Annotated in this window: 10 protein-coding genes; 1 reads left to right on the top strand and 9 read right to left on the bottom strand. The window is 46.4% G+C overall.

Translation table 11 applies throughout. The annotated features are described in order from the left end of the window. Nucleotides 1-161: 161 nt before the first annotated feature. Entirely contained in the window at nucleotides 162-668 is a 507-nt protein-coding gene (locus ACX9NY_RS00955) for a hypothetical protein (protein WP_339236707.1), read from the bottom strand. A gap of 220 nt (nucleotides 669-888) precedes the next feature. After that, the gene (locus ACX9NY_RS00950) at nucleotides 889-1,050 is read right to left on the bottom strand and encodes a phosphatidate cytidylyltransferase (RefSeq protein WP_472476726.1); all 162 of its coding nucleotides are present in this window, start codon (nucleotides 1,048-1,050) and stop codon (nucleotides 889-891) included. 43 nt (nucleotides 1,051-1,093) lie between these two features. Between ACX9NY_RS00950 and ACX9NY_RS00945 the strand changes: the two genes are divergently transcribed. Next, nucleotides 1,094-1,291 (top strand): hypothetical protein, encoded by a 198-nt coding sequence (locus tag ACX9NY_RS00945; RefSeq protein ID WP_472476725.1) that lies wholly within the window; start codon nucleotides 1,094-1,096, stop codon nucleotides 1,289-1,291. Nucleotides 1,292-1,419: 128 nt separating this feature from the next. On the opposite strand, the gene ACX9NY_RS00940 is transcribed toward ACX9NY_RS00945, so the two are convergent. From ACX9NY_RS00940 to ACX9NY_RS00910, 7 genes are all read right to left on the bottom strand, one after another. After that, nucleotides 1,420-2,574 carry a response regulator gene (locus tag ACX9NY_RS00940; RefSeq protein ID WP_339236709.1) on the bottom strand — a complete coding sequence of 385 codons (1,155 nt, stop codon included), beginning with the start codon at nucleotides 2,572-2,574 and terminating at the stop codon, nucleotides 1,420-1,422. Nucleotides 2,575-2,592: 18 nt separating this feature from the next. Then, on the bottom strand, nucleotides 2,593-5,625 hold the full coding sequence (locus tag ACX9NY_RS00935) for a hybrid sensor histidine kinase/response regulator (RefSeq protein WP_472476724.1): 3,033 nt from the start codon (nucleotides 5,623-5,625) through the stop codon (nucleotides 2,593-2,595). 191 nt (nucleotides 5,626-5,816) lie between these two features. Further along, the gene (locus ACX9NY_RS00930) at nucleotides 5,817-8,204 is read right to left on the bottom strand and encodes an S-layer homology domain-containing protein (protein ID WP_472476723.1); all 2,388 of its coding nucleotides are present in this window, start codon (nucleotides 8,202-8,204) and stop codon (nucleotides 5,817-5,819) included. A 21-nt stretch (nucleotides 8,205-8,225) separates the two neighbouring features. Continuing rightward, entirely contained in the window at nucleotides 8,226-9,716 is a 1,491-nt protein-coding gene (locus ACX9NY_RS00925) for a dockerin type I domain-containing protein (protein ID WP_339236716.1), read from the bottom strand. A gap of 179 nt (nucleotides 9,717-9,895) precedes the next feature. Further along, on the bottom strand, nucleotides 9,896-10,723 hold the full coding sequence (locus ACX9NY_RS00920) for a sugar phosphate isomerase/epimerase family protein (RefSeq protein ID WP_472476722.1): 828 nt from the start codon (nucleotides 10,721-10,723) through the stop codon (nucleotides 9,896-9,898). 132 nt (nucleotides 10,724-10,855) lie between these two features. Next, a complete protein-coding gene (locus ACX9NY_RS00915) occupies nucleotides 10,856-12,178 on the bottom strand; it encodes an LLM class flavin-dependent oxidoreductase (RefSeq protein WP_472476721.1) in 1,323 nt (440 codons plus the stop codon). A gap of 87 nt (nucleotides 12,179-12,265) precedes the next feature. Then, nucleotides 12,266-13,501 (bottom strand): MFS transporter, encoded by a 1,236-nt coding sequence (locus ACX9NY_RS00910; RefSeq protein WP_342570801.1) that lies wholly within the window; start codon nucleotides 13,499-13,501, stop codon nucleotides 12,266-12,268. Between the last annotated feature and the right edge of the window lie 307 nt (nucleotides 13,502-13,808).

Here is a 13,808-nt window from a genome sequence, read left to right as displayed (position 1 = left end):
AGCACCCACGAACCACAGGCATGATATGTCCTGAAGCCGCAGGTACTTTGGGTGAGCGGGATTTTGTTGCAGCCTTTACATCTTTACTTTTGTGAACTGGGTGCAAGTTATTTGTAAGATTTAAGATGTGATTGATGAACCTACTTCCATTATTAAATTGCCTACGGTAAGTGTTTGCTCATATCATGGATAAAACCATCATTACCATAGATGGCTACAACAAGGTATTTTTGTTGAATGGGTATTGGAATAACAAGCGCTTGCTTTCCATTAAAATAATAACGGTCCTTCCTCTCGATCCAATTTTCGTCCGTGTATATAATATTCACAAAATCCATATCATGAGGCACTGCTCTATCGTGAATAACAACACAGAGATAATCCCCTAATTTCTGGACTGAAATCCCTTCCTCATCTTCTTTCCATACATACTGATTTGGTTGCATGACAAGCTTGTTCTTGGGTGATTTGGTAAGTACGGACGCTTTGGCCTCTTCCCCTTTTACACTAACCAAAAGTGCCGATTGATCATTCACGATTTTGATTTCTGCGTATTTCAGATGATGCATTTTGAGATAACTATGAATTTCTTCTTTGGTAATCGGTTCACCACTTGCGCCATTCGTTAACAGAAGCATGGATAACATTAATTCAAATAAAAATTTCATCTTATGTACTCCTTATCTACTAAAAACTTCGTATTATGCTGTTGACCAATGTAACTGATAATATCAAAAATATGGAATTCTAACAATTGAATCACAGTATAACAAAAATCATTCTTAGTTCATTTTCCGTGTTTCAACCGGATACATACGTCTGTAAAAACAGTAAAAAGTCTTTCAGATCAGATCTGAAAGACTTTCACACTTCTCAACGATAAAACATTCAACCAAACCGGCCACTAATATAATCCTGTGTACGTACATCCGCTGGCTCAGCGAACATGCTTTGGGAAGCGGAACACTCCACCACTTCGCCATTTAGGAAGAACACGGTCTGCTGGGATAATCGAGCGCCTTGCTGCAATGGTATAACGCGCTCCTTCAATTCGTGCGTCAGCTCCTCAATCTTGAAGGTAGAGAGGGGATCCATGCTGTTTGGGGCCAAAGGTCACGTGATCATAGATGGATTTGGGAAAAAGGTTCGGTTGCTGGAAGACCATGCCGATCTTCTTACCAAGGGTCTCCACATGAACTTCACCACTGTAGATATCGGATCCTCCTACGGCAACTTTACCCTCAATCCGTGTGTCGGGTATCCGGTCATTCATGCCGTGCCTGTTGTCTAATATGCTGCATGTATCATCCATATGAGAGCTTGTCTGCCTCATCCCCCTTAACTTCCACGTTCATAGTAAAAATGACTTATTACGTTGTAATTATAGGAGTCGAATCATTGCAGCTACTCCTTAACACTTCAAGCTTTAATCTGCTCATATAATCGTGTGCTCACTGAAGAAGGACGAATATGCAACTCACTTAAACGTTCTTCAAGATCGCGATAGATACGTAAGACATGGTCATGATTGCCCATGGACAAATATGCTTGCATGGCACAACGATACGCTTCTTCTTCATAAGGGGAATGCCGCATGGCACGTTCCGCTGCTTCTGCTGCCTTCTTGTCGTTATGCAGTTCCAGGTACTTCTCGGACAGCTTCAGCATCAGTTCCAATGCACCGCGCTCGATCTTCTGGCTAAGTTCAGACATCCAGAAATAATCTTCCTGCGGAAGCAGTTCATCCTGATACATATGTAAAGTCCGCTCCATTTGAGCCAGTGGAACATCCTCCTCGCGTTGCATCCGAAGTACAAGTTCCAGTACATCATATACATCAGCACGGATTCGCTTTTTGTCCAGCATGTAATGTTCATTCCTGTAGCTGACCATCTGCTCCATTCCCAACTTCTTCAGGTTTTTCCTCAGCAGACTCACACAGGTATGCATATAGATTTTGGCCTTTTCGTAACGCTCATCAGGCCACAGATGGTCAATAATGCGATCCCGGTGAACAACACCGGTGATCGGGTCATGCAATAGCAAATATGCAAACAGTTCCTTCTCCTTCGCTGTACGCCACATGACCATTTCACCATTCGTAGGCGTGACACGAAAATTCCCCAACATTTGTACAAATAATTGATTTGACTCATTGCTGTTCCCCGAAGATTGCCGTGCTGGTTCCGCTGCAGTTGACTTAGCCGCATTTCCCTTATCCTTCAGCAGTCTGTCAATGGTTTTGGACAATCGGCCCATCTCAATCGGTTTGAGCAGGTAATCCAGAGCCTCATGTTCAAAAGCAGAGACAGCATAATGATCATAAGCCGTTGTAAATACAATGACGGCATCCGGTTCGACTTCATGGATATTCGCTGCAAGCTCCAATCCGCTCATGCCCGGCATCTCAATATCGAGGAACCAGATATCCGGTCGTGTATGCTGAAGTGCCTCCAGTGCCTCGAATCCATTCACCGAACGCCCAGCAATGGCGACTTCTCCCGTTCGAGTTAGAAACATCTCCAGCATATTCAGCGCATGCGGCTCATCGTCCACCAAATAGGCCTGCAACACGGTCTCTCCCCCTCTGTATTATTGATATGGAAATTTAATGGTAACCTTGGTGCCCAGACCTTGTTCACTCTGAATCACAGGTGCTTGTCCGTTCATATGTTTCAATCGTCTCTGTACATTTTGCAGGCCAATACCTTGTTCTGTATGACTTCTATTCATAATAAAGGCAACCTGCTTACCAGACATGCCCACACCATCATCCTCAACCACCACTTGAACGCTATCCTCATATCTTCGAATGGTCAAGCGAACGGTTCCGCCGTCAATCTTCTTGGATACGCCATGCCGAATGGCGTTTTCCACCAGCGGTTCAATCAGGAGCGGCATGACTTTACAGGAATATAACGAGCTGTCCACGTCCAGTTTAACCTGAAGCCGTGAACCGAATCGCTCCTGCTCTATCTCCACATAGGCTCGAATTAACTCCATCTCTTTACTAAGCGGAATCAACTCCTCCGTGTTATCCAGATGGAAGAGTATACGCAGATAACGACTGAAACTGCCTAGCAATTCTCCGGCTCTCGGCCCATCCGTAAAACATAACGACATAATGGTGCCTAACGCATTATACAGAAAATGCGGCTTGATCTGTGAACGCAAAAAGGCCATCTCGTTATTGGCTGCTTCTTTTACGAGTTGCTTCATGCCAAGTAATGTATGTATCCGCACAAGAATTTCGCCAGCATCCAGTGGACGGGTTATAAAATCATTACCGCCGGCCTGAATGCATGCCTCAATATCTGCTGGTGTACTGCGCATGTTAATAAACAGAATTGGTAAATCTACCTGACTGAACTCCATCCGTACCTGCTTGCACAGCTCATACCCGGTCACCTCAGGCAACATCGCGTCGACAATCACAAGATCGGGCAACTTCCCACCAGCCAGAGCAGTCCGAACCTTGACATCAGAGTCAGCGAAGCTCAGATGAAAGCCTTCTGTAGCAAGCAATGTATTCAATTGTTCCATATCCACAAGATCAGATGTCGCAATTAATACGTGGGCTGAAATCACGCTTCCCACCTTTTTCTCCTCCTTCACATCAGTCTCCTGCGTTGCGGCTACCTCGGCCAAATCGGGCTTGTTGGTGCTAACTGCGTGAGGAAGCTCAATCATGATTGATGCTGCTTCATCGTTCACCACGAGTTTCCCTCTCATTGCACTGACCATTTCCGCTGCAACAGCAACCCCCGCAGCAATCTCATCCCCTTGCTGTAGACCAGGGTCTGCACCCTGACCTTGCAGAGTACTCCAATCCGAATCAGCTTCCAGATAAAGAGTAATTCGCACATGATCCAGATGCCTTTCGCACGCCAGTACCAGCTTCCCATTATGATGTTGTCCCATCATGTGGTAGACCAGGTTATACAGCACTTGAAGCAGCCGACTCTCATCCGCCATGACATAGCGTGCTTCAGGCTCCAGTCTGCGAATCATAACAATTCCTTTGCCAGAAGCCAAAAATCCCAGCACTTCCGTAACCAGTGAAAGGCAGGATACCAGATCAACGCTTCCCATGGAGAGTTTTATGCTGCCATCCCTGAATCGTGATATATCAATCAGATCATTGACCAGATTGGACATTCGGTACGCCGTATTGCGAATAAGCTGAAGCTTGCCCTGAATTTCCAATTCATTAGTGCGTCTCAGTGACGTTGTGAGAAGGGAGCGGGACAGATGAATAATGCTATGGAGCGGCGAATTTAACTCATGCGAAGTCAGAAGCAAGAACTCATCCTTGGCTTTGTCCGACAGTTGAAGTTGATGGGTAAGTTGCTGCATCGAATCATATGCCTGCGTGTATTGATAGATCAGTAACATGGCAAAGGCACACAAAATCACAAGCGTTGTACAGTTCAGCAGCACCTGACTGATCGGGTACCATGTCACAATGATTCCAAGCACATAGTTGATCAGCATAAGCCAGATGCAGATGATAAGCAATTGCGCCTGGGAGCGACTCCGGTTACCGTACCTTGCCCGAACATACTGATGTATAATAACCATGAATGCCAATGCATAGGCACACAGATTAATAGCGTACATACTCTCCTGAATATAGGAATAGACACGAAATGGTGCCAGCGCAATAAATGCCAGATAGACAGTCAGTACCATGCTGGGTACCTGAAGCCACCTTTTTAACACGGGCGCGAGAGCAGGAGTAAGTCTCCAGGTAATCATGCTGACAATCACAGACACTCCGTATACCGACATGTATTTCAATTTATACGCCAACTCAAAAGGAATGTCCGGCAGCAACTGTAACAGCAAACGCTCCCCGTTGGTCACAACCGTCAATGCAAAACCGATGAAGAACAGCGCATACAACAGCTGATTTCCATCCCGATGCAGGCGGACATACAGATACAGAAACAACAATCCAAAAATCACCACAATCCCTATAATCAATAGCTCAAGTCCGGATTGAATGATCGTTCTTGTTTCCATGTAACTGCCTGGTCCCAGATCCATTGAGTTATAGATGCCACCACTGCGGAAATCAAAATTGGCTACTTGCAGCACAACTTCAATCTCTGTACGTTCAGGGTGAAAATAGATCGTATAAGGTTCATTGCGCGGGACGTACGATGTGGCAGAGGTTCCCGGCTGACCGGAACGACTCATCAACTTACCATCCACATACATTGCATCTGCAAAACGAACATAACGTTTGGCAATGGCCAGCAGTTCACCTTGCGGCACGTTTTGCACAATCAAGCGGTAGGTTCCATAACTTTTGCCTTTCATCGGATAGCCCTGGTTGTTTCTCTCGTCGTCCCAATTACCTGGCACTTGCATCATGACAGGTTTATTATGCATACTATGAATCTGCTGTGGGGAGAGCAACTGTTCCGGATAGAACTCCCACTCTCCATCCAGTGGAATGACGGATTGGCTCGTCCACTTCATACCTGCCAAGTCCAGAGTGCCCTGTCTGGCCACGGGCTTTTCGTGTCCACCTGAGATCTGCCATGTTACCACTAGCGCAATCAGCAGGGTCATGAGTCCGATCCCTAACATAAATCGATCCGTTCTGATGACTGTCATCTCTCTTTCTCCAGTAACGTCTATCTTGCAACATAGCGTTATTTTCCCACTCGCACCTGAAGCTGTCCATCCTTTTTGATAACTACCATATAACGATGAAAAAAAGGCATCCGCAGATGCCTCCTGGATTTCATCTGATGCTGCTCTTCCCCAACTGAAGACAGGGAAGAGCAGTATCAGCAATCTACTTTTTAATTCTGGGATGCAGCCTGGATCGCGCCATAAGCCCAGTGATCTGCAGATACATCCTTCCATCTGGATGCACCGGACAGATCAGGCTCAATCTTCACCAAACGATTCAGCAAGGTAACGGCCTCTGCTCGTGTTACAGCATCGTTCGGACGAAATGCTCCGTCTTGCGACACACGCATGACTCCCGTTGCCAATACATGGTGAACCGCCTCTCGGGCCCAGTGCAGTGTAACATCCGTGGCTTCGCTTGACAAAGCTGCTGTTGCTTCAGTTGTTTCTGTATTGACATCGGTAGCTGACTCTTGAATTGTCAAAATTCGCTCGATGATGACAGCCATCTCGGCACGTGTGATAGAGCGCCCTGGCATGAAATCGCCGGCAGCATTACCATGCATATAACCTGCTGCTGTCGCCGTTGTAATCGCTTCTCGTGCCCACTCGGCGACTGGCATATCCCGATAGGATGCCGTGCTTGCTTCATCGCTGTCCGACGGTAATACGCGAGATAGCAATGCAGCCATTTCAGCACGTTGAACCGCCTGATTCGGTCTGAATGTACCGTCGGCATAACCTTGAATGTACGCTGAGGATTGGCTGCCATTCATGAGAATAATGGAAAATGTGCTGAACTTGGTGACTTCAAACTCAATTCCCGGTTGGTCTGTTCCATTAAACTTAACAAGTTTACCCTTAACGAGTTCCTTGGTCCCATCGCTATGTTCAATAAATACTTGCAGCTTGTCCAGTTCCTTCTGTGTCAGGTTCGTATCCCTGATCGGTAGCACTACTGTCACCGGACGACTGCTCATATTTGTCTCAATGGTCATTGGACGACCTATTAAACGGAAGTCGGAGGTATTGATTGGCTGTTCTACAATTAATGGATCCTTCTGAATACGCTGCTCTACTACCTCACGCCCAGCGGCATCCTTGATTGGAACAAGGTGGAAAAACACGTCCGATTCCAGTCCTTGCAAAGATTTCGCCGGAAGTTGCAGAGAGGCGTTATCCGTTTCAATATACAGATTCATCTTCTCGTCTGCCATTAGTGCAGTAGACTTGGCAGGCAGCTTCACGTTCAGTTCAGATACCTCGTCCTTCTCATCCGGAATCATGATCCGGGCAATAGTCGAACCTGCCTTCTTCAGGCTTTCAATTGCACGAGCAGTCTGCTTGGCCGTCAGATTCACCTCGTCCTTTTTGCGTCCATCTGCCCCTGTTGTTCTTTCAATAATCGTTTCTGAAACAACAGCTTTCGTGTTCCGTTCATTGGTCACATTTACGGTGATCTTCTCGGAAGTGCTTGCAGACGGTGATGATGTTGCCGAACCACCGGATGAACTTCCTGAACCGGACGAACCCGGATTGGATGGTGTTGTTGGTGTTGTTGGCGTAACCGGTGAGCCCACGACTGTGATTTTGCCCGGTACAATCTGCTTGTTCATCTCAATTGCATCAGCATCCGTCACCGTAAAGTGTTCAGGCAGGGCCGTGTCGACAACCTGGACCGGATACTCTCCTGCAATAACATCGGAAGCCATCGTGAATTCGATGTCAAACAACTCCTGCGGGCTCTCGGATGCCGGAATGGGACTGAGCCCGCCATCCTCATCACTCCAGCCTACGATGAGTGATCCTGTTTCATTATTCACGTTATACTGTATTCCCGTTCTGTTGCCTGTAACATCAGTAACCTGCATGGCTGCGGGAGTGAACTTCAATCGTACCCCGTAAGAGCCGATTGGTTGATCAAGTGACACCGTATCGACCGATAGCGTTACCTTTTCACCTGCTTTTCCTTGTGCTGATCCAATGCCAACAGTTCCATTCCCGACTGGCTTTACATCTTCAAGCACAATGACTTGTCCAACTTGCCCGGTCACTTGAACCGGATCAATATCCCCTGTCCATACGCCCGTTTGCAGGGTTACTAAGCTTGGACCGATAACCGCATTTTCCTTAATCTTAAAATGAAGGGAATACAACTCCGTAGATTCATCGATGAATTGTTGAGTCATCATAGACACTTCAATGTAACCGGAAGCAGAGGTATCTTTGGTTAAATTTAATCCCTGATATTTTTCATAAGCCTGCTGGTTTACAACCTCGTCCCCTTCCACGAGTTCAAGCACAGCTGAATCGTAGGCAAAGGACAGCTCAGAGTGATAAAAAGCAAATGCTGAGCCTTTCGAATCATAAGACACAGGCACTTCGACGATATCTCCTGGTTTGCCAGATACTTCTCCGATATGAATGACAGGATCTACACTGGCCTGTGCCTGAGGAAGCCACGAAAAGATCATGGAAACCGTGAGCAGCATAGTCAGAAGCGCCTTCATGGATCGTTTGGATTTTACAGAAATTAAATACCCCTTTTGGTTTGGCAAGATAGTCACTCCCTTCTAATATTATGAATTAATTCCCAAGTAAACGCCCATAATCAGCGCTGAATCCTTCGCATCGAGTACACCATCATCATTCATGTCCAACGCTTCAATCTGACCAGGTGTTAATGTAATTAAGCCTTTAATATATTTATTGACCAATAACGCATCGGCTGGTGTAATTACGCCATCTCCATTGGCATCCCCTTTGATTCGAAGCATGATCGTTACATCCGCGCTATCAGAAAAAACAACTCCATTCTTGGCCTGCCAACCAAATGAAGTCTTAAAACCAGTAAAAGTAGAAGGTGGAATAAAACTCAACGTACTTAATTCAGCTACAGGAATAATCTGATTAGCCACCACATCAACGCCATTCAACTGTAATTTACCGCTGTCAGGCAGAGATGTGATACGAATATCCGTTATAAGCAGGTTCCCTGGATCTGCATAATTACTGTCAAAATCTGTGGATGTAAAAGTGATTGGGAGCCCATTTACAACCGTTTTGGCAAATGTACCTACAACCGGTTTAGGGGTATTATCCTGACTCAGAACTAGAGGACGAGCAGAAGTACCGTCTGCACTGAATACGACAATCCGGTCTCTCGCAGTATCTGCCATATACACTTCGCCTTCCGGATCAACACTGATCTGGTTTTTAATGTCAATCGGGTACATCTCCGTTCCGCTAAACCAGTTACCCAGGATAGGAGTATTAGGGCCTTCATAATCAGTCCGCATAATTTTATTCTCGCTCACAACGTACAAACGTTTGTTTACCAAATCCAGTGTCAGATTTGCAAGCTTGTCAGTTGTATTCTGTATACTAAGTAAAGGGGGCATAAATATACCATGACTATGGGTATACCCATAATTTTGTCCAGCCTCGTTAATACCGGAGATTGCACTGGAATATTCATTTAAAGCACCAACATTTCCACCTACCGAGTTTTCCAGGTAACCATAGGCAAATTTAGTGTTTTTCTGTGTAGCATCATTCGCCACGCTGATCTGGTTATAAATTACAGCTATAGCTTCTTTGTTGAACTGTTTAAATCTGATGACATTGCGAATATACCATTGCTGACCTTCAACTTGACCCAAACTCATCCATTGTTTATTTTTTAATTCAATCGGTGGCGCGTTTTCTGTACCATCCGGGTTAAAAACATGGATCTGTAAGGCTGCACCTGATTCGGCTGCATAGATTAATCCATCGTTCCCCATCGTAACGGCCGTCACCTGATTGACCTCTATCGTCGACAGCACTTCGCCTTCCGGTGTAGCGCGAATAACCCGATTGTTACCGCTATCTGCGATCAACATTTCTGTTTCGCCATCAGCCGTCTTGTACAACTTAATATCTGTAGGTCGATTTAAAGAAAGGGGCTCTGTTGCAGCCATGGCCGATGAAGATGGGAAACCCACGCTTATGAGTAATGTAATGACAAGAGCAAGCACACTCCATCGTTTTCTGTTGACTCTTGCACCCCTTTTAGTGTGTAGACTCAAACCGTCTCCTCCTTAAAACTTCTGATTATGTTCATTATCAATATAACAAGTAGCTCTTAACAATCACTGAACAGAAACATGTTTGGATATCGAATACAGGCATACCAAAAAACGACCAGACCAAACGGATGCCCGTTTAATCCAGTCGTTCTCTTTCATTCCTTTTCCCTCAGCATGAATTAGAAATCTGCAAACACCTTATCGAACCCAGCCTTCGACTTGGCAAATAGTTCATTCGTACCAAGATGCGATGCAGGTGCCAACACCTCCTGAGCCACGACACCGTTGTAGCCAATAACCTTCAGATTTCTCAGAAAACCTTTCAGATCTATTACACCTTCCCCAGGATACAAGCGTTCTCCATCCTTCAATTGCTCGATCGGCAAATCATAGGCATCGTTGATATGCACATGAACAATCTGCTCTTTCTTCAGCTTCAACAGATCTTCCATGGGTAGACCATTCGTATGCCAGTGATAGGAATCTACGAGCAAACCTACGTTAGGCGCATGAATGGTTTCAATCCAATCCAGCGTATCTTCCACACGCCAGATAAACGGATTCTTCCATTGCGTCCGCAAGTGATGGCAACCAACAAACTCTAGCCCTAACTTAATCCCGTAAGCGTCCAGAATATCTGCGCAGAGTCTCAAGCGTTTCGTAGCTGCCGCCATAAATTGCGCTGCTGGCTGATCCGTTGAGGGTAAAATATACGTACAACAGCTGTAACAATTCAGCGAAGCAGAAGCTTCAGCCATGGCAACCAAAGATTGCAATCCCTCACGAAATTGCTCATCTGTTGTCCGCCACTCCACCGTTAGACCCGATGAACCGATAATGACCTGATTGCTATCCAGTAGTTGTTGCGCCCGCTCCTTACCATACGTTTCAATCAATGAGAGCGGATTCAAATCGACAGATCCGAAACCATACTTGGCCGCCTCTATGATATATTGTTCATCAGACTCGATGTTGCCCAGTCCCGCATTCGTTAACCCTCTAATCATGCCAATCTCCTCCTGTGACTCGTCTGGAATTACAGCTTGTTTATCATTTTATAATAACAGTACTCTCTCAAAAAGAAACCATCAAAAAGAGCGGCAACACGTTAAATTAACGTCATTACCGCTCTATCTTTTCTATCTTACACTTTCTAACGTATACCGGTTACGCGGAATCTCAAGTCCCAGATTCTCCCTTAGCGTCTCATGCTCATACTCCGTGCGGAACAGCCCTCGTTTTTGCAGAACCGGAACAACTAGCTCCACGAAATCTTCCAAGCCATTGGGCACCACGGTACGAACATTGAATCCGTCTGCCGCTTCGCCTTCAAACCATTCCTGAATCTGATCTGCGATCTGATCCGGTGTACCAATGAACGATGTACGCGGGGTAGACGCCAGCAATGCTACTTGACGCAAGGTCAGCTCCTGTTCGCGTGCCTGCTGCTTAATCTTTTCTGTTGTACTGCGGAAGCTGTTGCTGCCGATCTCCCCAATCTCGGGGAAAGGTTCGTCCAACGGAAACTGGGAGAAGTCGTAATGATCGAAGTAACGCCCCAGATAATTCAGCGCCTGATCCATACTCACCAGTTCGGCAATTTCCTGATACTTCTGCTCAGCTTCTTCCTCTGTTCTACCCACAATGGGACCGATGCCCGGGAAGATCAGGATATCCGTTGCCTGACGTCCATACGCCACTGCTCTTGCCTTCACATCCCGGTAGAACTCCCTTGCCTCCTCCAGCGTCTCATGTCCTGTATAGACGGCATCTGCCGAGCGGGCAGCCAGATCTTTACCAGATTCGGATGAGCCCGCCTGGAAAATCACCGGATGACCCTGCTTCGAACGCCCCACATTCAGGGGGCCCTGTACGGTGAAGTGCTTTCCTTTGTGATTCAGCGTATGCAGCTTGGCAGGATCGAAGAATACGCCCTGTTCCTTGTCCCCAACAAAGGCATCGTCCTCCCAGGAATCCCAGAGACCTTTGACCACATTCAGATGTTCTTCCGCAATTTCGTAGCGCAGCGCATGGTTTGGATGTTCGCCTTTGCCAAAGTTCTGTGCCGATCCTTCCAGAGGTGAAGTAACCACGTTCCATCCAGCCCTCCCGCCGCTCAATTGATCCAGCGAAGCAAATTGCCGCGCAACCGTGAACGGTTCACTATAGGAAGTAGACAATGTAGCAACCAGCCCAATATGGGAAGTGGCCCCGGCGAGTGCGGACAGAAGTGTCATAGGTTCAAAGCGATTGAGAAAATGAGGATTGGACTTCTCGTTGATGAAGAGGCCATCTGCAATAAAGAGCAGATCGAACTTCCCTTTTTCCGCGATACGCACCTGCTTCTTGTAGAATTCCAGACTAACGCTCGCATTAATGGGAATATCCGGATGACGCCAAAAGGAGATACTGTTACCCACTCCGTTCAGATTAGCTCCCAATTTCAATTGTCGTTGCGACATATATATTCCTCCCTAAGTTGTAGTGATGACCATTCCGTTCGAATATCCTTTTATCTCATAGAGTTGTTTCGTTGTTTCGTCGTTTGGTCATTTCTTTATGCTGTTTCCGCCCGCTTCTGCTGTTGTCATGCTTAATCCGGGTTTACTCGCCTGTTTCACATCACTAACCCTGACTGTCCAAGCCGCTCCCAGCAATACAATCCCAGTAAATAGAAAAATAAACGGAATGCCGATCCATCCACCAAGGAAACCACCAATTAACGGTCCAAGCACGATACCGAATTGACTCGCCGTCTGACTCAGGCTGACAGCCCTCCCACGAAAATCATGGTCAGCATACTTGATAATCAGCGCATTAAGCGCCGGATAGACCGCGGCAAAGAACAGACCATACACAAATCGCAGGCTGCCAAAATAAATCAGATTCGTAGCTGTCATCTGCAGCAGACTGCCAATTCCGCCGCCGATCAGACCGATAAACAGTGTTTTCTCGTATCCGATCCTGCCACCAATCTTGCCCCAACGGGGTCCCATAATGACGGTTGCTACACCAATCGCCGAGAAGACAATGCCCGCACTAAGTGTTGCACTGCCGATATCTCCTCCAATCTGGACGACATAGAGTGTCAGCACCGGTTCAATGATGAGTACAGACGTTGAAACCAGCAGAATCAAACCGTAGATCCGCATCAGCCCGGGTGTGGAAGCTGCTCTTTTCAAGTCCCCTATGATCTTCGTCGGAACGATTGTACGAGCTTGTCGTGACTCCTTAACACCCAGGACCATTAGAGCCGCGATCAATGTAATCACAGCCGATGCAATGAAGCATCCTCGCAGTCCGATCCAGTGACTCAACACACCACCGGCAAGAGGACCAAGAATCCCGCCCGCAGCGCTGGCCGTGGAAATCACGCCAAGTGCGTAACCCACATGTTTCTCCGGAGTATTGGTGCCGATCAGTGTAATCGAGGCGGGATGAAAACCAGCCATGAGTCCCTGAAAGACCCTCACCGCGATAAACGTATATGGATCGTAAACAAAGAAGTTAGCCAGATGTGCAATGCCTAGCCCAACCCCTGAACGGACGAGCATCAGTTTGCTACCATATTTATCAGCCAGTGATCCCCAAAAGGGTGCGCATAATCCACTGATCAGAAAGCTGATAGAGATCGAAATACCGGACCAAGCCTCCAGGCCGCTCTGGATACCGAGATCATTTTGCAGGAATATAGGAAAGAACGGAACGGACAGCGAGTACGCCATATGATTGAAAAACAGGCCGAACCACAGAATATACAGATTTCGCTTCCATTGTGGCATCATGGCATTCTCCATACTATATAATTCCTATATAAAAAGTAGGTTATTATCCATATTAGGGTAACGTCATCGGAAAGTATAATAGAAAAGTTCAATAGACCCATTCAAGAATTAAATGAATGGGCTCTTCCTTTGTTTCGTATGGATTTTCGGGAACACCCATGGACTTTCACATCATCGGCGTAAACAAAATCCTCTCGTTAAGTGGTATGTTTTTCACTTCCCCTTCTGGTGAAACGTTTTTGTGGAATGAAGGTAGTTCGTACGAACATGGGAAATTTATGTTGAAACAACAAGTCAGTTCGTATAA

It is taken from the genome of Paenibacillus sp. CB74 (assembly GCF_055687625.1).
This window is presented reverse-complemented; position numbering and strand designations above follow the sequence as displayed.